The organism is Gracilibacillus caseinilyticus, assembly GCF_022919115.1.
Classification (GTDB): Bacteria; Bacillota; Bacilli; order Bacillales; family Amphibacillaceae; genus Gracilibacillus; species Gracilibacillus caseinilyticus.
Window position 1 is genome coordinate 4,130,128 of record NZ_CP095072.1, and the last position, 20,647, is coordinate 4,150,774.

17 protein-coding genes are annotated in these 20,647 nt (G+C 39.6%); 2 read left to right on the plus strand and 15 right to left on the minus strand.

Features of this window, described 5'->3' with window-relative positions; genetic code table 11:
- Window positions 1-4: 4 nt before the first annotated feature.
- The 15 genes from MUN88_RS19900 to MUN88_RS19970 all read right to left on the minus strand — a co-directional run bounded on the left by MUN88_RS19900 (window position 5) and on the right by MUN88_RS19970 (window position 18,081).
- A complete protein-coding gene (locus MUN88_RS19900; RefSeq protein WP_244718543.1) occupies window positions 5-1,198 on the minus strand; it encodes a PDZ domain-containing protein in 1,194 nt (397 codons plus the stop codon).
- Between the two features lie 900 nt (window positions 1,199-2,098).
- Window positions 2,099-3,577: a S41 family peptidase gene (locus tag MUN88_RS19905; RefSeq protein WP_305852483.1), complete on the minus strand. Its 1,479-nt coding sequence runs from the start codon at window positions 3,575-3,577 to the stop codon at window positions 2,099-2,101.
- A gap of 142 nt (window positions 3,578-3,719) precedes the next feature.
- Window positions 3,720-5,108, minus strand: a complete 1,389-nt coding sequence (locus MUN88_RS19910; RefSeq protein WP_244718546.1) for a murein hydrolase activator EnvC family protein — start codon at window positions 5,106-5,108, stop codon at window positions 3,720-3,722.
- 36 nt (window positions 5,109-5,144) lie between these two features.
- Complete coding sequence (gene ftsX, locus MUN88_RS19915; protein ID WP_244718548.1) at window positions 5,145-6,038, minus strand: permease-like cell division protein FtsX; 894 nt, start codon at window positions 6,036-6,038, stop codon at window positions 5,145-5,147.
- On the minus strand, window positions 6,028-6,714 hold the full coding sequence (gene ftsE, locus MUN88_RS19920; RefSeq protein ID WP_244718551.1) for a cell division ATP-binding protein FtsE: 687 nt from the start codon (window positions 6,712-6,714) through the stop codon (window positions 6,028-6,030). The genes ftsX and ftsE overlap by 11 nt, the downstream gene beginning before the upstream one ends.
- Window positions 6,715-6,893: 179 nt before the next feature.
- Window positions 6,894-7,757 (minus strand): YitT family protein, encoded by an 864-nt coding sequence (locus tag MUN88_RS19925; RefSeq protein WP_244718554.1) that lies wholly within the window; start codon window positions 7,755-7,757, stop codon window positions 6,894-6,896.
- Window positions 7,758-8,096: 339 nt separating this feature from the next.
- Window positions 8,097-9,198, minus strand: a protein-coding gene (gene prfB, locus MUN88_RS19930; RefSeq protein WP_244718557.1) for a peptide chain release factor 2 whose coding sequence is annotated in 2 segments (ribosomal slippage) — window positions 8,097-9,125 and window positions 9,127-9,198 — 1,101 coding nt in all. Because the reading frame shifts where the segments join, the coding sequence is not laid out codon by codon here.
- 20 nt (window positions 9,199-9,218) lie between these two features.
- On the minus strand, window positions 9,219-11,729 hold the full coding sequence (gene secA, locus MUN88_RS19935; protein WP_244718560.1) for a preprotein translocase subunit SecA: 2,511 nt from the start codon (window positions 11,727-11,729) through the stop codon (window positions 9,219-9,221).
- 743 nt (window positions 11,730-12,472) lie between these two features.
- Window positions 12,473-13,030, minus strand: coding sequence for a ribosome hibernation-promoting factor, HPF/YfiA family (hpf, locus tag MUN88_RS19940; protein ID WP_244718563.1), 558 nt, complete (start codon window positions 13,028-13,030; stop codon window positions 12,473-12,475).
- Window positions 13,031-13,207: 177 nt separating this feature from the next.
- Window positions 13,208-13,606 (minus strand): flagellar export chaperone FliS, encoded by a 399-nt coding sequence (fliS, locus tag MUN88_RS19945; RefSeq protein ID WP_244718567.1) that lies wholly within the window; start codon window positions 13,604-13,606, stop codon window positions 13,208-13,210.
- A 25-nt stretch (window positions 13,607-13,631) separates the two neighbouring features.
- Window positions 13,632-13,994, minus strand: a complete 363-nt coding sequence (flaG, locus tag MUN88_RS19950) for a flagellar protein FlaG (RefSeq protein WP_244718570.1) — start codon at window positions 13,992-13,994, stop codon at window positions 13,632-13,634.
- A gap of 315 nt (window positions 13,995-14,309) precedes the next feature.
- Entirely contained in the window at window positions 14,310-14,486 is a 177-nt protein-coding gene (locus tag MUN88_RS19955; RefSeq protein ID WP_244718573.1) for a YjfB family protein, read from the minus strand.
- A gap of 199 nt (window positions 14,487-14,685) precedes the next feature.
- Window positions 14,686-16,005, minus strand: a complete 1,320-nt coding sequence (locus MUN88_RS19960; protein ID WP_244718576.1) for a DUF4129 domain-containing protein — start codon at window positions 16,003-16,005, stop codon at window positions 14,686-14,688.
- Window positions 15,995-17,119 carry a DUF58 domain-containing protein gene (locus tag MUN88_RS19965; protein ID WP_244718578.1) on the minus strand — a complete coding sequence of 375 codons (1,125 nt, stop codon included), beginning with the start codon at window positions 17,117-17,119 and terminating at the stop codon, window positions 15,995-15,997. The genes MUN88_RS19960 and MUN88_RS19965 overlap by 11 nt, the downstream gene beginning before the upstream one ends.
- On the minus strand, window positions 17,116-18,081 hold the full coding sequence (locus MUN88_RS19970) for an AAA family ATPase (protein ID WP_244718581.1): 966 nt from the start codon (window positions 18,079-18,081) through the stop codon (window positions 17,116-17,118). The genes MUN88_RS19965 and MUN88_RS19970 overlap by 4 nt, the downstream gene beginning before the upstream one ends.
- 238 nt (window positions 18,082-18,319) lie before the next feature.
- Between MUN88_RS19970 and MUN88_RS19975 the strand changes: the two genes are divergently transcribed.
- On the plus strand, window positions 18,320-19,381 hold the full coding sequence (locus MUN88_RS19975) for an NAD(P)/FAD-dependent oxidoreductase (protein ID WP_244718584.1): 1,062 nt from the start codon (window positions 18,320-18,322) through the stop codon (window positions 19,379-19,381).
- A 344-nt stretch (window positions 19,382-19,725) separates the two neighbouring features.
- Window positions 19,726-20,496 carry an EAL domain-containing protein gene (locus tag MUN88_RS19980; protein ID WP_244718586.1) on the plus strand — a complete coding sequence of 257 codons (771 nt, stop codon included), beginning with the start codon at window positions 19,726-19,728 and terminating at the stop codon, window positions 20,494-20,496.
- Window positions 20,497-20,647: the final 151 nt, after the last annotated feature.

Genomic DNA, 20,647 nt, shown 5'->3' on the forward strand with positions numbered 1-20,647 from the left:
ATGATCAGCTCTCTTGTTTTATAGTTTCTTGATACATATTCGTTTCCTTCACAAATAATATCCCTAGTTTGTGGTGCTCCCCTTCATATAAAGCCCGTTGCGCAAATCGAAGCTCCCCTTCTAAATCTTTAACACTAAGTTTGCAAAAGGCACGATTGTTGTTAACGGCCTGATAAAAATGGTCTTCATTACGAACCACTTGATCATTTACTTTCATAATTTCTTCCCCAGGCTGCAGCCCTAAATCAACTGCAGGACTGTCAGGTAATGTACCAAGTACAAATAGTCCTTTATCAGATGGCTGGAAATAAGGACGTTCTTGCTGTTCTTTCGCCCGATAAAGATACTGCACAATTTCTTTACCTATTAATGCTGCTGCTAAAGCAATCATCGTTAAAAACGGAACGAAATAGCTCCCTGCAGCCAGTAATAAAACCAGTGCTGCTAGTAATGTGATACGTGGAGCAATCCAATCTGTTGCTGTTCTTACCAAGCTGGTTTTGACGACATATTCAAAACCGAGCAGGTATGGTACCACAATCAGACCAAACGATTGCTGTCCTATCTCAAATACTGGCCACCAATCAACAAAAGATTCTAACGATCCGACTGGAAACAACGCAATAAACGGAATGATAGTCAGTTTCTTGATTCGGTGCTGTCCGATAAATTTACCTCTGCCACTTTTGCTTAATTCCGGGAACGTATCATCGGCGTTAATGCGCTTCACATACCAAGCTTCTGCAAAAAGTAAAATAGCAATGATAATCGGGATATAAAATAGATTAGTCGTATCTAATTGCTGTAACCATGCTTCCGGTACATAGTCCGAGCCATACCTGTTAAGAACGTACGTGATCATTGCTGTTATTGCCAGCCCGTGCGCCGCTGACAACACGCTAAAATGATTGGCTAATGATAACACTAGTAAAACTGCTCCTAACAGTAATACGAACGGCAGGGATACGATGAATCCCAGTGCAACTGATACGATGGATAACAGCAGTCCTATTATTACTGTGACCGACACACTCTGTCTCACTTCGTAAAAATAAGGATAAACCTTCGCACCATGATGCTGACGATCTTTTTTTATTCGCCAATAACCGCTGAGGAAGATTAATAGAAAAAAGAGATACATAAAAGGTTGCATAAACATACGAACAATAGCCAAGCCAAGTTCCATTATCCAATCCATCCCATCGGCCCCTTCCAAAATCCAAAACATTAATTATGTATAGTATCTCTATTATGCTCAAAAAAAGAAAATTTGGCTACCCATTTTTTTATTTTAAATATATTTTCCTATTTTTAGCGGGATTACTAGGAGAAAATTTGGTGCTAGAGGATTCTCTATCACTTACTTAACCCCAGCTATATTAGACGGTTAACAAGGCTTCTTATAATACGAATTATGCCAACTCCCAGCGGAGAGGTCATTTTGACATGTTGTTAGTAGTAGGATACCGCTCCGGTCAACCACTTCGCGTCCTGCGGGGCACGGCTGAAGCTAGGTACTTCACGAATTACTTCTTTGCTGCCTTGCACCGAGGAAGCTTACTTCTAAGCGATACTAGAAGAAACAGGTGCAGACTTTGTGGATCTTCAGCACCTGCCTGCCCCGCGGGAGTCTACGTGGTTGGCCTACGCTGATGTATAGCTCCACAATTTATGCGACAGCTAGGATATGGAATACTATCTGCGAGATTTACACCTTAATTTGATGAAATACAATGCCTAGCACGACTGCTTTTTGCTGTTACATACGTTGTAGACCTTCCCTTAAGCGTAGGAAATATGCGGAGAACCCCGTGGAATCAGCGCGAGCTTCAGCTAACTTTGGAAAGAAAAGTATTTTCTTTCCAAAGTTAGCTGAAGCCGTGCCCACAAGACGCAGAGCATATTTCCGGAGCTTTGCTAAGCAGATAAAACATATCAAAATGACCGCATTGTCATAACAGTTCCACTTTACATAATTTGTATTATAGGAAGGTTTTCTGTTACTTTATTTTTAGCTTAACCACTTTTCTGTGTTAGGAGTGATAAACTTGACTAATGCAAAAGCCCACATTTGTAGTAAATGTGGGCTTTTGCATTATTATTGGCTTACGATCTCTAGTGCTTTTTCGAGTTGTTTATCGTCTTGGCCATCGCGGATTTTTTCGACGATGGATGTTTGTAATACTTCTGCTGTTTTTTGATCGACTTCACCGGTAACATCTAAGTCCTGATCACTCTGGAATGCCTCGACTGCTGATTTGGTTGCTTCATTAAAGTAACCATCTGTTCTTTCCGGTTCATAGCCTAAGCCTTCCAACATAATTTGAACATTTTCAATTTGATCATCGCTCTGGTTGTAGCTTAGTGGCTCTTCCAGCTGCATCGGATTGGTGTAGTAATAATCAGGCATTTTTTGTTCTACCGTTGGTTCAATACCTTTTTCATGAATCCAATTACCATCAGGTGTTAACCATTTGAAACGGGTAATTTTAATCGTACTGCCATCCCCCATCGAAACGGTTTGCTGTACGGTCCCTTTACCAAATGACTTTTCACCAACTATATCATAGTCCATTGCTTCGTTTAGTGCACCAACCAGAATTTCAGATGCAGAAGCACTTCCACCATCAATTACTGAAACAATTGGATAGCCTTTAGCAGATTCCAATTCAGAGAAATACCTAGTCTTCTTACCAGACGGATCTTCGATTTGAAGATATGGTTTATCACTTGGGATAAAGTTTTTCAAAATCTCTTCAACTTCTGGCAATAAACCACCAGGGTTTCCGCGTAAATCAATAACTAGTCCATCCATGCCTTTATCTTCTAAATTCGTAAGTGCTTTTTTAAAATCAGTAGCCGTGTTCTCTGAAAAAGAAGTTAATTCAATTACACCGATCGTTTTTCCATTTACTTCTTTTGTTTCTGAATAAACAGTTTCCAATGGAATCGAATCTCTTGTAATTTCAATCTCTAATGGATCATCTACTCCAGGCCTGCTAACTTCAAGGACGACTTCCGATCCTTTTTCTCCTCTGATTTTGTTAACTGCTTCATAGAGATCAAGTCCTTCAACGCTCTCGCCATCAACAGATAGAATTTGATCATTTGGCTTCAACCCAGCTTTTTCTGCCGGAGAATCTTTAATCGGTGAAACAATCGTAACATTGCCGTCTACCATTGAAACCTCGGCACCAATTCCTTCAAAAGATGCTTCTATTTGTTCATTAAATTGTTCCATTGTTTCTTGATCCATGTACACACTGTATGGATCTTCCAGTGATTCCAGCATACCATTGATTGCACCTTCAACCAATTGCTGATCATCTACTTCTTCTACATAATTTTCTTGAATGATCGAAAAAGCATCCACTACTTTGGACATTTTACCCATGTTCTCTTCCAGACTTTGCTGCTGTTCAGAAAGCTGGGACAATAAATTTTGATCATCACTGCTTATCCCACTATCAGAGCTTGACCCACTTGCAAAAAACGCTAGTCCAGCATATGTACCAGCAGCGCCTAAAGCAATTGCTACAATTAAAATTAATACTAAAATTCTTTTGCTTATTTTCATATACCCACCCCATTGCCTTTCCAAGACTCTCTTTTTTCCACTACTACATACCTATGTCCCATTTTAATGTTCTACTACTATATTATGATGGTTTAAAAAAGACATCACAAGTATTTTGTGATGTCTTTTTTAATTTCGTTATTTAAGGTAAGTATGGCATCGGGTTTATCGCTCCGTGATAACTCCATCCACCTTTGTGTACTTCAAAGTGTAAATGGCTACCAAAGGAATGTCCGGTATCACCCATACCACCGATTGTTTGACCTTGCGTAACATTTTGTTCTAATGAAACGTTGGAACTGTTTAAGTGCGCATATACAGTCGTTAATTCCAGACTCGGATGATATATGTATACTACATTTCCGTAACTGGAGGAATAATTAGCCCGTGTTACCTTACCATCGGCAGCTGCTCTAATGGTCGTTCCTACACTGTTCGCGATATCTATACCGTAATGGAATCCACCACCATCAAAGTCACGGTAGCCATAATCTGAAGAGTGTCTTCCCTGTGCTGGCCAGACTAAACTGCCGTTTCCTCCTGCAGATAAAGAACCACCGCTACTGCTTCCGCCATTTGAAGGGGAATTATTTTCTTCTTCTTTCGATAATTGATCTAATTTTTCTTTAGCTTCTTTTTTCGCTTGTGCAATTACAGCTGCTTGATTATTAAGCGTTTCTTGCTGTTCAGCTAAACTCATTTTATGTTCATGCAGTTCTTGTTCTTCTGATTCCAAGTCCGCCATTAGCATCTCTTTATTATCTTTTTGATTGTTCAGTGTCGACTTAATTTCGTTTAATTCTTCTTGTTGTGCCACTAAATTCGATTTCGTATTTTCAAGTTGTGCTTTGCTGTCTTCTAACGCAACTTGTTTTTCTTCGACTTCTTTTTTGTTTTTCTCAACCGTTGCTTTATTTTCTTCTAATTTTTTCTTGTCCGCTTGTTGTTCTTCCATGATGTTTTTATCAGAATCCATGATTTTGTTAACAGCGGTAGCACGGTTAATGAAATCACCAAAGCTTTGTGCTCCTAAGATGACTTCCAAATAGCTGACGCTTCCTCCATTTTGCTGGATGGAGCGCAATCTGTTCTTTAATAATTTTTCTCTGGATGCAATCTTTTCTTCCAGTTCTTTAATCTCTTTTTTTAATGATTCAATCTCTTCTTTGAGAGAGGTAATTTCGTCTTCTGTTTTTTGAATTTCTGCTTCGGTTGTTTGTATTTCATTATTGGTCTGAGCAATTTCTTCTTGTTTTGCTGCCAATTTCGCCTGTGTATCCTCTAAGTCACTGTTCAGGCTGCTAATTTCACTTTGTGTTTCATGTTGTTGATCTTGATTTTCAGCGATTTTATCTTCCGTTTCGCTTACTTTGTTCTCCACCCCGTCAGACTTCTCTTCTAAATTACTTTCCTGGTCTTCTAAATCATTAATTTTTTCATCTAATTCATCAGCTGATTCGGCAAAGATAGTATTTGCCGGAATCAATGAAGCAATCAATAAGAAAATAAGTAGCAGATTAAATTTTTTCATCTTGTATCCCCTCTCTAGAACTTATCTCTTAGACTATTAAACTTTTAAGAATTTACGGACACTCATTAAGCTTCCCCATACCCCAATAGTTGCTCCGATACCAATAATGATTGCAGCAACTTGTAAAGCGAATGGGAAGAACGGTAATATTTTGACAAAATCAAATTGTTCAAATACAACGAGATTTTGAGTTAGGAAGTAGTATCCGACCATGATAACGGCAATTGGTACCAAGCTTCCAAATACACCAAGCATCAGCCCTTCGACAAAGAATGGCCAACGGATAAAATTGTTTGTCGCTCCTACAAGCTTCATGATTTCAATCTCGCGCCTGCGAGCCATTATCGTAATCTTAATCGTGTTAGAGATTAAGAAGATCGCAGTGAACACTAATGCCACAATTAAGCCTAGTCCTATGTTTCTAGCATACTTATTAAATGTAAATAAACTATCGACATAATCTTGTCCAAAATTCACTCGGTAAATATAGTCAAACTTTTCAATTTCATTGGCAATATGTTCTGTATCCTGAGGGTTGGTTGCTTTCACAATAAATGCGTCATTGAGCGGGTTATCTTGTTCATATAAGCTCCATGCTTGTCCTTGTTCCCCCATGCTGTCAATTAAATTCTGCAGTTCCTCTTCCTTTGTTACATATTCGACACTTGCGACACCACTAATATTGGATAGATCCTCATTCATGGCTTCAACTGTCGTTTCTTCCTCCGTTAATTCTACTAATGCTTTTATTTGTACGTCTTCTTCCAGTTCGCCTGCAATGTGATTCAAATTCAACATCAGTACAAGGAACACTCCGACCAGAATCAAAGTCGTTGTAACAGCACCGACGGAAGCAATTGTCATCCAGCCATTACGCCATGTATTCTTTGCACCTTCTTTGAAATGTCGATTCAACGTATTAAATTTCATAGCCATACTCTCCTCGATGCTCATCACGTACTATCGTACCATCTTCAACTGCGATAACACGTTTTTTGATGGTATTTACAATTTCTTTGCTATGTGTAGCCATTAAAATTGTTGTGCCACTTGCATTAATCTCTTCAAGTATTTGCATAATTTCCCAGGATGTTTCCGGATCCAAGTTCCCTGTTGGTTCGTCAGCTATTAAAATAGAAGGTCTGTTAACAATCGCACGTGCAATTGCCACCCGCTGCTGCTCTCCCCCGGACAACTCATCTGGTATAAAGCGTGCTTTATTTTTCAAACCTACCTGCTCCAGCACACTCATGACACGTTTGCGAATATTTTTTGGCGTTTCCTCGATTACTTCCATCGCGAACGCTATATTTTCGTAGACTGTTAATTTAGGCAGTAGACGGAAATCCTGATATACTACCCCGATATTCCGACGAAAATAGGGTACTTCTTTCCATTTTAGTTCGGTAATATTCTTATTATTAACTGTCACGGCACCATTCGTTGGTAGTTCTTCTCGTATTAATAATTTGGTAAATGTTGATTTACCTGCACCACTTGGCCCTACTATGTAAACAAACTCACCTTGACCGATCTTTACATCTATGCCATTAAGCGCGACAACACCATTCGGATAAGTCATATATACTTCTTGCATCTCTATCATAAAGTAATCACCTTTTTAATTTTTTGTAAGACAAATCTCCAGAAAAACAGAACCAAAATTCGACTCCGAATTTCATACATCTTACATTATAACATCAATTTCGATATTTTTTACCGATTTTTTTATTACAATTTCTTTTCAAAACATTAAATTATCATGAGGATTGAAATATTTTGTCATTATTTTTTGAATCCTTCGCCTAAAACCTCAGTAGCATTCATTACAATCACAAATGCATTGGGATCTATTGATTTCACTGCCTGTGTCGCTTTACTGAACTCATTTTGCTGGACTACACACATGATAACTTTGCGATCCTCATCCGTGAATCCTCCAGAACCATTAAAAATAGTAACACCTCGGTCAATATCATTCAACAAAATCCGACGAACTTCTTCAAATTGGTTCGTAATAATCATCACATTCTTTGAGGTATTTAGACCTACCTGCACGAAGTCAATTGTACGGCTCGTGATAAACAACCCGATAATTGCATAAAGCCCTTCTTCTAAGGAGAAGACAAACGAGGCTGTTAATACAATCATTCCATCGAAAAAGATCAGACATACCCCGAGGGGCATCGAGGTGTATGTATGTAGGAGCTGTGCAGCTAAATCCATACCACCAGTTGATGCTTTACCTCGAAATACGATCCCGATTCCAAGACCTACAATCATACCACCGAAGATTGCTCCTAAAAGGGGATCAGATGTCGCAGGTTCCATATCTTTTGTTAAATAGACATAGAAAGGTAAGATGATCGTCCCTACTAAAGATTTTGCTCCAAAATTTTTACCTAGTATCACAACACCCGCTATAAATAGCGGAATATTTAATGCCCATTGTACGATTGAGGGTTCCCAATCGAAGAGAGATTTCGTAATCGTGCTGACACCTGCAACTCCACCAGATGCGATATTGTTTGGTAATAAAAACAAATTAAATGCAATAGCGACAAGGAAAGCCCCTATTAACACATAAAGATAATCCAATGTTTGACGTAACCAAAACGGCATTGGTGTACGTTTATATTTTGCAATCATAGTTCTACTCCTTTTTCGTTGTTTTTCCGATTAGAAAAGCGTAAGCGCCCGTTTAGAAACGTAGCGACTGGACGGCATCAACTGAGATACAGGAATCACGGTGGGCAAGTGATGTCGATGATGACTTTCGCCCAAGGGCATAAGGTCGACTAGGCCCTCTGGTTATCACCAGCAAGTCTTCTTTATCGTAGGGCGATGCAGGAAGTCGCCTAGTTTTTGGGCGCCCGAGTGGACATGGCTGTTCATGTTAGAAAGCGGTACGAAACCTTAAAATTTTATACTTTCTTACCTGTAAATGAAAAACGAGCAAAAGGAGAGCATTTCCCCTTTTGCTCGTCGTTAATTCATTAAAGAACGCAAATAAGCATCAATGAAGTTATCTAATTCTCCATCCATCACTGCTTGGGTATTACCGGTTTCGTGGTCTGTTCGATGGTCTTTCACCATGGAATAAGGATGGAATACATATGACCGTATTTGACTGCCCCATCCTATTTCTTTTTGTTCTCCACGAATTTCTGCCATCTCCTGCTGCTGTTTCTCAATTTCTAATTGATATAGCTTTGCTTTCAACATTTTCATGGCTTGTTCTCTGTTTTTAATTTGGGATCGTTCAGATTGACAGGTAACGACTGTATTCGTTGGCTGGTGTGTAATCCGGACCGCTGAATCAGTCGTGTTGACATGCTGGCCACCAGCACCACTGGAACGATAGGTATCAATCTTCAAATCTTCCGTATTGATTTCAATATCAATATCGTCATCGACTTCTGGTGTCACATCACAGGATACGAAGGAAGTATGACGACGTCCTGATGAATCAAATGGTGAAATCCGGACAAGTCGATGGACTCCTTTTTCTGCCTTTAAGTATCCATAAGCATTATGCCCCTTAATTAACAGGGTAACACTTTTCACTCCCGCTTCATCACCCGGTAGGTAATCCAATGTGTCTACTTTGAAACCTTTTGAATCAGCCCATCGTGTGTACATTCGCAAGAGCATGCTAGCCCAGTCCTGTGATTCCGTACCACCAGCTCCTGGATGCAGTTCAAGAATCGCATTATTTTTATCATAAGGTTCACTAAGTAAAATAAATAACTCAAATTGATTTAACGATTCAGATAGAGCCTGCACTTCTGACTCCAGATCAGCACGAAGCTCTTCATCCTCTTCTTCTTTCACTAATTCATAGGACACTTCTGCATTCTCCAAGGCTTCCTGGTTTTTATCAAAGGCTTGAACGAGCTCCTTCTCACCATTGACCTCTGTTATTACTTTTTGCGCATTCTGCTGATCATCCCAGAATCCTGGCTCTGCCATGACCTCCTCTAATTCAGCAATTCGGGCTCTCTTTGTTTCTAAGTCAAAGAGACCCCCTGAAGTCCGCTAACCTGTTAGCCATTTTTTCTAATTCTTGCTTAATCTCTACTAATTCCATCCATTACACCTCATTTAAACTTAACTGCCATGACAATGTTTATATTTCTTGCCACTACCACATGGACAAGGGTCGTTACGTCCGACTGTCTCTGCTTTCACAAAAGGTCTTTTTACTTTTTTCTTCTCCTGATCATCGCCAGAGACCGCTTGTGTGTTCTTCACTACGGCTTCACGTTTAATATTCTCTTGCATTTGTGCTTTCATTACATATTTGGATACTTCTTCATTGATAGTCGAGATCATCTGTTCAAACATAGTGAAGCCTTCCATCTGGTATTCACGCAATGGATCGTTTTGACCGTAAGCACGCAAATGAATACCTTGACGAAGCTGATCCATCTGGTCAATATGATCCATCCATTTTGTATCCACCGTACGAAGAAGAATGACCTTTTCGAATTCACGCATTTTTTCCGGTGTGAATTCCTCTTCTTTTTGATCATATTTTTCTTTCACTTTTGTCATGATCAGTTCAATGACTTCTTCTTTTTCTTTGTCTTTCAGATCCTCTTCACTAATCCAATCAGATTCTAGTAATGTACCATGAATATATTCGGTTAATCCTGTCAGGTTCCAATTCTCTGGTACTTCGTCTGCCATATACGAATCGACTGCACCTTCAACCGTAGTCTGAATCATCTGTTCAATTATTTCACGAAGATTTTCAGAGTCGATGACATCGAAACGTTGTTTGTAAATAATTTCACGTTGCTGACGTAAAACATCATCATAAGACAGGATCGTTTTACGAGCATCAAAGTTATTACCTTCCACTCGTTTCTGTGCGGATTCTACTGCTCTTGAAACCATTTTACTTTCGATTGGCTGTGAGTCATCCATGCCAAGACGTTCCATCATATTTCTCATATTATCCGAACCAAAACGGCGCATCAGTTCATCTTCCATTGATAGATAAAACTGTGTCACACCTGGATCTCCCTGACGACCAGAACGACCACGTAACTGGTTATCAATACGACGGGATTCATGTCGTTCTGTACCGATAACAGCAAGGCCGCCTAATTCTTTAACACTGTCACCCAATTTAATATCGGTACCACGACCAGCCATGTTGGTCGCAATGGTAACGGCATGCTTTTGACCAGCATTTTCAATAATTTCGGCCTCACGGAAATGATTTTTCGCGTTGAGAACGTTATGCTTAACACCTGATTTTTTTAATAGTTTCGAAATCAGCTCTGATGTTTCTACCGCTACGGTCCCTACTAATACAGGCTGTCCCAGTTCATAGCGTTCTTTAATTTCTTCTACAACCGAACGGAATTTACCATCCATCGTTTTATAGATTAAATCTGCTTTATCGTCACGGACAATCGGTTTATTAGTTGGAATAGAGATAACATCCATCGCATAAATATTTCGGAATTCTTCTTCTTCCGTTTTAGCAGTACCAGTCATCCCCGCTAGTTTTTGATACATACGGAAGTAGTTTTGGAAAGTAATCGACGCAAGTGTCATACTTTCATTCTGGATTTGCAGGCCTTCTTTCGCTTCAATCGCCTGATGAAGTCCATCACTATAACGACGCCCCTTCATTAAACGACCTGTAAATTGGTCGACGATCACGACTTGATCCTCTTCCACTACATAGTCCGTATCTCGTTGCATTGCCACATGAGCTTTTAATGCCTGATTAATATGATGGGTTAACGTTACGTTATTTAAATCAAACAAGTTCTCTACTTTGAAGAAGCGCTCTGCTTTATTCATTCCTTCTTCTGTTAGTTGTACGCCTTTTGATTTTTCATCATACGTATAATCTGATTCATTTTGCAGTGTTCTAACAAAAGAGTTCGCTTGTTGGTATAAGCTTGCTGATTTCTGTGCAGTACCAGAAATAATTAACGGTGTACGCGCCTCATCAATTAAAATCGAGTCAACCTCATCAATGATGGCAAAGTGCAAGGGACGCTGTACCATTTGCTCTTTATACAGCACCATATTATCACGTAAATAATCAAAGCCGAATTCATTATTCGTACCATAAGTGATATCTGCGTCATATGCCTCACGTTTCTCTTCTTTTGGCATACCATTCTGATTCAATCCAACGGTTAAACCTAAAAACTGATACAATTCACCCATGTCACGTGCATCACGATCTGCCAAGTAATCGTTGACTGTAATAATATGGACGCCTTTACCTGTTAAAGCATTTAAGTAAGCTGGCATTGTCGAAGCCAGGGTTTTCCCTTCCCCTGTTTTCATTTCGGAAATGTTCCCCTTGTGCATGGCGATTGCTCCTAACAATTGCACATTAAAAGGACGCATGCCTAGTACACGTTTTGCTCCTTCACGAACAACAGCATACGCTTCTACTATTAAATCATCAAGGGTTTCACCATTTTGATATCTTTCTTTGAAGCTTTGCGTTTTATTTTTTAATTCATTATCAGATAATTGTTGTATCGATGGCTCCAACGCTTCTATTTCTTCCGCAATTTTTTCTAGTCCTTTTAGCTGACGCTGGTTACCATCACCAAATACTTTTTTAATTAATCCACGCATTATAGACGCTCCTCTTTATCCATACTCAAACCACTGTAACTAAAAAAAATATTTCCATTCCCTATCATAACACTTGCTTGCTAAAATTGACAACAATCCGCGTAACAAACGGATACAAGTATAAAAAGAGAGAGAAGCAGTTGATCGGGGGGAAAACTGCTTCTCAGATGAAAGGAAGAGAGAGTGACGGAATCACTCTTCAAAAAGGAGCTGCTTTAGTTATAGCACAGCTGTGGAATATAGGTAAAATAGGTCTTTAACGGTTTTCATATACTTCGAGGGTAATAAAAAACGATTTCTTCAAGTATAAAATCGATTTTTGTCAGACGTATACTTCATCAATTTATGAAATTAAACATTTTGTTGAAAATGAGTGTACGTAAGAAAAAACGGGAATCCTACCCAGTCCTAACTAACATAAATAATATACAACTACCTATAATATGGATTATGTCAACTAGCGTTGCCTCCATTTTGAAATGTAGTTAGAGGTATGATGTCGCTCCGGCCAACCACTTCGCGTCCTGTGGAGCATATTTCCGGAGCTTTGCTAAGCAAATACAAATTATCAAGATTACCTTATAGTAATACAGTTCCACTTGACATAATCCATACTATAAGAAACTCTTTTTCAGTATTGAACGTGATTCACTTCTTGGATTTAACTTAATAACAGTATTTATATCCTTTCATTTATCACAAAAAAGTGGTCCAATATTTTGGACCACTTTTGGTAAGTATAATTAACTTGGTTCGATCAGGCCATATCTGCCGTCACGACGTCTATAAACAACATTGGTAGTTCCTGTAATGGCGTTCTCGAATACGAAGAATGCATGTCCTAACATATCCATTTGGAGCACTGCTTCTTCGGAATCCATCGGTTTCAAATCAAAACGTTTTGTTCTGACAATTTCGATTTCATCGTCATCATAATGTTCTTCTTTTGCTTCAATCGCTTCTCTTTCCAATTCCGCGAATACGTGCTTTGGAGCACCTTGTTGACGGAATTTGCGATTGACTTTTGTTTTATGCTTACGTATTTGCCTTTCTAGTTTGTCAACTACAAGATCGATCGCAGCATATAAATCTAGATGATGCTCCTCTGCTCGCAATAACAGGTTCGTCATTGGAATGGTAACTTCAATTTGCTGCTCGTCATTATAGACACTTATATTTACATTCACATCAGAAGTGGGAGTAGTATCAAAATATCTTTCCAATTTGCCGATTTTTCGTTCGACATATTCCTTGATTGCACTCGTCACTTCTACATTTTCACCACGGATGTTGTATTTCATAAAAAGTGTCCTCCTTTCAAACTATAAAGCTCATATAAGCTATATATACATAATACCACACTATGTTAATTTTAAACGAATGATATGTGAACAAAATTCAAAATTTTTTTACAATAATTTAACTTTACACAAAAAAATAACCACAGTAATGGTGTGGTTATTTTACTCGAACGTGATTTAGGCATTCATACCTTGACCATGCTGACGAATGCGTTCCTGTTTAATGACTTCTTTCCACGTGTCACGAAAGTCTTCGATAATGGTATACGCCTGATCTAGTTGTTCCATGTCATTCTTTACATTTGCCTGTGTCAGGGCGTGATAAGCAAAGTCATATAAAGGTAACATCTGCTTCGAAATCAGTGACTCCTGATCTAAGGTTACCATGAGCTCCCGAATGATATTTTGTGCTTTTTTCACCATTTCATTTTTTGTTTCATACTGGTTCGCTTCCATTGCTTTTCTGGCCTGTTTCATAAATTTCAAACAGCCGTTATATAACATTAAGGTCAGTTCTCCTGGGGTCGCTGTATTTACCGAGTTGTTCTGATATGCCTGATATTGCTGATAAGCCATGTATAACGCTCCTCTATCCCTGTCACTAAATTTTTTCGTCGACGATAAATCCCATCAGTTCTGCCATTGATGCATAAACATCTAATAATTTCTTTGGCGGGATTTCTTTGACCACTTCTTTTGTTTCACGGTCTACAATCGTCACATAATACCGATCCAGCTTGTCATGTAACTCATATTTAATACTTGTATTGGATAGTTCCAAAAAAGAATTCAATCCATCCACCATGCTTTTCAGTTGTTCTGGATTCGGTTCAGTTGCTTCAGTAGTTGGTTGAATTGCTGCTTGTTCATGGTTATTGGATCGCGCTCTTGCGGATGTGGATGGCTCATGTATGCTATCTGTCTGCACAAGTGGAGATCCTGTCATCAAATTACCAATTTCCATGAATAGTTCATCTCCTTATTAAGTTGTTATGAATAATATCGGTTGTCTGAAAAAAAAGTTTAGAGGATTACTGATTTTACTTTTAAAACAGAAGATTTTTGCTCAGGGGTATTGCGATGGCCATTCATTTTTTGGCTAGAGTGAACATAATTTTTTTCATTAGATAAATATCTGGTAATCGATGGTGATTTATTCTGTTAAACTATTTATCTGATAAGCCTCGCGCAGCAAGTAAAAGGTTAATCCTCGTTAAGAAAGATAGTTTTTTTCTATTTATAATAAAAGGATCTGGCATTAATCCCAGATCCTTAAACATCAGCCTTTGATGTCGATGTTTTTTCCAAGATGCGGATGCATAGAGCTTTCAAGCATCTTGATCATACTATTCGATTGTGTTTCAGCTTGATCCATAGCCTTTCCCATCAAGGAAATACTAGCTTGTTGCTTAACATTCGCTTGGTTCATCGCAATTGACATTGCTGCTATATCCATATTAGAGCCCCCTTTCAACAGGTTGCCTATAAGCTGCCAGATTGTCAAAAAAAGCCATGAGATTTTAATTGATATTCAACTTACCAGCTTTTTGTTGCACAAAGTTATCCCTTTCTATTATTTAATATCGGGTAAGACAACGTATTCTTTAATGAACCTTTAGTATGAATTGACAACAAAAATGGGATGCACCTTCTGGTTACATCCCATTTTGCTGCATTTTTTCCCACAATTGCCACAACTGACGCTCATGCTGTTCATTTATTGAAAAGTTGCCATAGCGAATATCATCGTACCAGGATTCTAATACAGCAAGTGTTTGATGCTGCTCGTTTAACGCAATTACCTCATGCGCTGTCAGTGCAGCGTGCCACTTATCTTGTCTTCGAATATTGGCAGACGCTTTTTTATATAAGAAGCGGACCTTCTGTTCATTCGTCATGTTTTCAAATTTAGGCTTGCGATTCGTAATGTTTTGCCATGTCTCGTTTATTTTTTGCTGACTTTGCTTACGCCACTGCTGCCAATCAAACAGGCTTTCTTTTTCATCGTGAAAGTCTGTTGATGTTTCTTGGTACTGTCTTCTGCTGAACATTTGCTGCATCATCTTCCACAGTTGAACGACCGCTTTTATGAGCAATCTTCTTGTTTTGTTAAACAATAAGGCAATAAATAAAATGAGCAATACTGCCATCAGCGCATAGCTCACCAGGTGCATCATGCGATCCATCCATTCGGCAAATGCAGATGTTTCCTGCTGTTCTGCCCCTGGTAACGAAGGCGTCATATCTGCTGGTGGCTGTTCCTGTTTAATTTCTTCTTCATCATTGCCGAGTGAAACCAGCCAAATAATCGATTGAATCAGAGACCGAATCCCATTGAAAAGGGCGGACTGAATCATTCCAAAGTTCGTAATCAGAAATACAACGACGAGCGTGACGATTAAATAGCCTTTGTTCAGTCTGGAAATGTCTGCTGCTACTTTTTTCTTTTTACCTTTTTCCAAGGATTCTCTCTCAATGTGCTCCCGATTGGTTAAAAAGAGCATCAGTACAATCAACACTAATCCAAGGTAACTGATCATCCAATCGAAACCTGCTACCGAGTCGTTATACCGAAAATACAGATAAGCGACAAAATAAAGCGGTAGACAAATACTCCACAGCAGACGACTCGGAAATAGATCTTCCCAATCATTTTCCGCATGTTGAACACCTCGAAAGGAAACAAAGAAACCGAGTAATAGTCCCACTATCATCGCCCAAATTGTAAGGGCTATTACATACGTTATCCCCACTGTTAACAGAGTACTTAATCCAATCGCCAGCCAGCGGTTCGAAATGAAGCACCTGAATAAGTAGCCCAAACTAAACAGTAGTAATAAGCTTACGACCCAATAGTAGAGATAGGGACTGTCGAAAAGCCATACCCCGACCACAAGAAAAATCGGGAAAAAACCGATCCATTCGATCAGGCCGTGAAAGAGAACGGACGGAAATTGCTTTGTCTTAGCCGGCATAAGCGTCCCCCCTCTCTGCTGGTGCATTTCCCAATGTAACAACTTCTACAGCATTACCAAGGCTTTCTAGCTGGGCAATTTGGTTTTCCATTTTTTCTGTGACCACATAGGTGAAAATGATAATATCTGATTGCGTCACGCCTTGATCAATATCCTCCTGTAAAAAACCACGGAAATTGCGGCTTCTATCCATTTTCACCTTGGCAATTGCATCTAATATGTAGCCTGTTTGTTGCCCACTGCTAGAAGGGACAATCCGGACTGAAGGCTTGATCCGGTCGGTTGAATTGACGAAAGGTTCGACATAATAACCGTTACAGCCAAAGCCAGTCGAAATGCCTTGTTCGATCGCATAACTGGCTAATGAAGCCGCATATGCCAAACCTTTTTCAATGGTATCCGGCCGTTCAATGGGCATACGGATGTCTTCATGTATATCAAAATTGACATAGATTAATAAGTGGTGGTCTGCCGTAAAATCCTTTTTATTGATTTGGAGCTGCTGACTTCTCGCTGTTGCTTTCCAATTGATCGAATTCAGCGGGTCGCCCTGCTGATATTCACGAATTCCAGCTTGCAAAAAAGGATCCTCGACGATCCAGCGCTTGACGGTAATATCCCCTAACCAGCTATGGGATGGCAACGGAATATCATCAAGTGCTACGATTTGCGGATAGACCGTCACCGCCGTATGGGCATTAAAACTGTCAAATACCTCACCAAATCCGACCGCATCACCTGTCGTAACAGAGACCGTTTGCAATGGATAATAACCACGCTTCATCGCCGTTAACCGATGCTTTCTTGTAATCTTCTGGTACGGCAACAAACTAAATAGGGTACGGTGGAACATCTCCCCTTCCTGTTGTTTATTGTTTTGTTCAGATTGTGTGAGCAGATTGGGACTCATCTTTGACTCCAAGCGAATCCACGGTATCGGTAACAGCTTTTTGTTGGCAATTTCATCGACCATGTCAATCGTCTCCCCTTCGAAGACGGCATCCTGAATAAATTTGCGACGGTAGCTGATCCCCTTTAAGCCCCATCTGCGATATAACGTCCCCTGTAACAAAATAACTGCTAATAGTACGACGATCAGCCAGGCTATATTCATTTGGCAAATTCCTTCTCCGCCTCTGTCGGAACGGGAACTTGTTGTAAGATTTCTTCGAGCACGGCATCTGATTGCCCCTGTTTAACGCCGATTCGCTGCTTAAGCACAATACGATGACCGAGTACTGGTTTCGCCATTTTCTTAATATCGTCCGGTATCACGTAAGTTCGTCCTTGTAATAATGCATATACCTGGACTGCTTTTAACAAGGCCTGACTACCACGCGGGCTGACGCCAAGTGCAACGCCATCATGTTCCCGCGTTTTTTCAATGACATCGACTAGGTAATGTAACACATCCTTACTTATCTCAACTTCACTGAAAATATCCTGCATGGCTACTACTTCTTCCATCTCGATAATGGCTTGTAAATCTGCCAGCGGATTTTCTGACTTAAAGCGGGTAAGAATCTCCAGTCCTTCCTCACGCGACGGATACCCCATATGTATTTTTAACAAAAAGCGGTCCAATTGTGCCTCTGGAAGTGGAAATGTTCCCTGACTTTCAATCGGATTTTGTGTGGCAATAACTAAGAATGGACGCTCCAGCTGATGCGTTTCCCCGTCAATCGTCACTTGTCTTTCTTCCATACTTTCGAGCAAGCTTGACTGTGTACGCGGTGTCGCACGATTAATTTCATCCGCTAGTAGAATATTAGAAAAAATCGGTCCCGGACGGAATTCAAATTCACCTTTTTGCTGACTAAAAAAATGGATACCGGTAATATCAGTTGGCAATAAATCTGGTGTGAACTGAATCCGCTTGAATACGCCATTTAACGATTTCGCTAATGATTTTGCCATCAACGTCTTTCCCGTTCCAGGCACATCCTCCAATAAAATATGTCCAGAAGAAATCAATGCTACTAACAAAAGGTCAACGGTCTCGTCCTGGCCCACCACTACTTGTTTTACATTACTTTTTATTTTTTCGGTCATTCCTTGTATTTCTAACAATTCCACGCAAATCTCCTCCTCATTTGTTTCCGCTTACATACTTATATATACTTTATAACATTTCTTTATAGAATAGGCAAAAAATTACTTCTTAATTGTCTGAATAGTGGAACATTTGCTTTTTTTACAGATTTTTTCTCGTTTTTTCTAGTGTTATCGAATCAATTTTGGTAGTCTAAAGTTAGGTAAGATTGGGAAACTATCTACAATATATGATTTTATGATAGACAGGGGTTTTGAAAAGATGAAAAGGGTAGTCATCATCGGTGGAGGCTACGGAGGAATGAACGCCTTACACCAGTTAATGGATAATGGTATACCAAGTGATGTACACATTTCAGTGATTGACCGGAATCCGTATCATTCTTTAAAAACAGAATTTTACGCGATTGCAGCCGGTACTAAATCAGATAAGGAAGTTCGTATTGACTTTCCAGTCCATGAGCAAATCTCATACATATACGGTGAAATCGTGGAAATCGATACCGAAAATGAGCGGATTCGTCTGCAAAATAATGACAATATGGTCGAATACGATTATTTAGTGATCGGGTTAGGCTGTGAAGACAACTATCATGGGATTCAGGGAGCGATGGAATATACCGAAAGTGTACAAACCATTGAGAGAGCCCGAAAAGCAAGCATTAAAATCAATAATTTGCCAGCATACAGTCAAGTATCTGTTGTCGGCGCTGGTCTCAGTGGTATTGAAGTAGCTTCGGAAATTAGAGAAAGCAGACCTGATTTAAATATCCGTTTATTAGACCGTGGTGCCTCGGTTTTATCTGCTTTTGACGAAAAGGTACAATCGTATGTAGAAGACTGGTTTGTCAAAAATGATGTGCATATTCTGCACCACAGTAATGTGGAATTAGTAGCTGAAGGCCTCTTTTATAATAACGGAGAAGGTATTGAGAGTGATGTCATCATCTGGACAGCCGGTGTACGTCCTCATTACTTGGTTCGCAGTCTGCCGTTTGAAAAAGACCGGCACGAAAAAATTATAATTAATGAGTTTTATCAAGTACTTTCGAATCCGAATGTATATGTAGTCGGTGACTGTGCAGCATCTGAGTACTCGCCAAGTGCACAGCTTGCAGGGGTGCAAGGAGAACAAATCGGCGACATTTTAGCAGATGTATTGAATGGCAAGGCACCAAGCTCACCAAAAGACATTAAACTAAAAGGAAAACTTGGTTCGCTCGGTAAGTCGGATGGATTCGGTAGCATGTACAGCCAGCCTGTCACAGGCCTTCTGCCTCGCCTAGCAAAATCAGGAGTACTTTGGCTTAGCAAACGACATTAATCAAATGACATGCAGCCCTCTTTTCATAATGAAGAGGGCTTTTTGTATGTTTTTTCTAACAAATGCTATCAAAATGCTCTGAAACTTTTTGGAACAATTTGTGGAATGTTGTGGAAACCGCTTGTATGTTGTTGTAAAATGTTAGGTAAATTGAATTAGATCCATTACTCAGGTAACTACTACAGATCAAGTTATCGATGAGCGTAAGTCATATGTTTCTACCAAATTGGAATGTAACCGCCACTTATGCCCAACCAAGTTAGAAATGTATGAGTAAGTGTTTTTAATGACATCAGCAGTCATCTGCAACAAGCTATCTCTACTATGATTAAAAGGGGTGCCACATGTCCGTCACAAAATTACATGATCTCATTACAAATGAGAAATTTGAGCACTATTTTCAAGCACTATACGATCTTAAATCCTTGTCCCCGGTAGGATATGAAGCATTACTGCGTACACGTTTATTTAAAAATCCAGAAATTCTGTTCGAAAAAGCAAGTCAAACGCATCGCTTTTTTGAATTGGAGGTTCGTTCGATACGAAAAGCGCTGATTGCCTATGATTCGATTGTGACAGGGGCTTGGGATGAGAAAAGGTTGTTGATTAATGTTTACCCTGCCAATTTAGCCCAGCTAGATTTCCCAGAATTTCTAGATTGTGCAATACAGGATACCAAAATAAGGCCAAATCAGATTATTTTAGAGATTAACGAACCGGATATAATGCAGCAGATTGAAGATGTCCATGACAATGTGAAGGCACTAAAGAACAAGGGCTATTCCCTTGCAATTGATGATGTTGGTAAAGGAGTATCCTCTTTAAAAGCAATTGTCGAGCTAAAACCCGATTTTGTAAAAATGGATCGCTATTTCGCACAGCATTTAGCAAAGTCCAGCCGCAAGCAGGAAATGGTGCGCTCGATCGTAAACTATTGTTTACATACTGATACAAAGTTTGTGCTGGAAGGCATAGAAGTTCCGGAAGATTTGGCGATGGCAAAATCAATTGGCGTTTCCTACGTCCAGGGCTTCTTACTGGCACGGCCAGAGCCGTTAGAAGTGATTCAGCGCTATGAGGGTGTTTATCATGAGAATAGTGATATGGTAAACTGACAGCTATGAAAGAGGCTGGACATAAGATTAATGGTTAAACGAAAAGCCGAGCATAACACGACATCTTTCAAAGAAGATTCGTGTTATGCGCAGCTTTTTCTTATTTAGCACTCAGTATACTAACTGTCACATCAGTTGTATAGTAAACACC

Bases quoted from the DNA above. Each gene is read 5' to 3' on its own strand.
- MUN88_RS19905 (WP_305852483.1), bottom strand. From the start codon at position 3,577: ATGAAAATAAGCAAAAGAATTTTAGTATTAATTTTAATTGTAGCAATT.
- ftsX (WP_244718548.1), bottom strand. From the start codon at position 6,038: ATGAAATTTAATACGTTGAATCGACATTTCAAAGAAGGTGCAAAGAAT.
- MUN88_RS19980 (WP_244718586.1), top strand. From the start codon at position 19,726: ATGTCCGTCACAAAATTACATGATCTCATTACAAATGAGAAATTTGAG.
- MUN88_RS19910 (WP_244718546.1), bottom strand. From the start codon at position 5,108: ATGAAAAAATTTAATCTGCTACTTATTTTCTTATTGATTGCTTCATTG.
- hpf (WP_244718563.1), bottom strand. From the start codon at position 13,030: ATGAAATACAACATCCGTGGTGAAAATGTAGAAGTGACGAGTGCAATC.
- ftsE (WP_244718551.1), bottom strand. From the start codon at position 6,714: ATGATAGAGATGCAAGAAGTATATATGACTTATCCGAATGGTGTTGTC.
- MUN88_RS19955 (WP_244718573.1), bottom strand. From the start codon at position 14,486: ATGGATATAGCAGCAATGTCAATTGCGATGAACCAAGCGAATGTTAAG.
- secA (WP_244718560.1), bottom strand. From the start codon at position 11,729: ATGCGTGGATTAATTAAAAAAGTATTTGGTGATGGTAACCAGCGTCAG.
- MUN88_RS19960 (WP_244718576.1), bottom strand. From the start codon at position 16,005: ATGCCGGCTAAGACAAAGCAATTTCCGTCCGTTCTCTTTCACGGCCTG.
- fliS (WP_244718567.1), bottom strand. From the start codon at position 13,606: ATGGCTTATCAGCAATATCAGGCATATCAGAACAACTCGGTAAATACA.
- MUN88_RS19925 (WP_244718554.1), bottom strand. From the start codon at position 7,757: ATGATTGCAAAATATAAACGTACACCAATGCCGTTTTGGTTACGTCAA.
- MUN88_RS19900 (WP_244718543.1), bottom strand. From the start codon at position 1,198: ATGGATTGGATAATGGAACTTGGCTTGGCTATTGTTCGTATGTTTATG.
- MUN88_RS19975 (WP_244718584.1), top strand. From the start codon at position 18,320: ATGAAAAGGGTAGTCATCATCGGTGGAGGCTACGGAGGAATGAACGCC.
- MUN88_RS19965 (WP_244718578.1), bottom strand. From the start codon at position 17,119: ATGAATATAGCCTGGCTGATCGTCGTACTATTAGCAGTTATTTTGTTA.
- flaG (WP_244718570.1), bottom strand. From the start codon at position 13,994: ATGGAAATTGGTAATTTGATGACAGGATCTCCACTTGTGCAGACAGAT.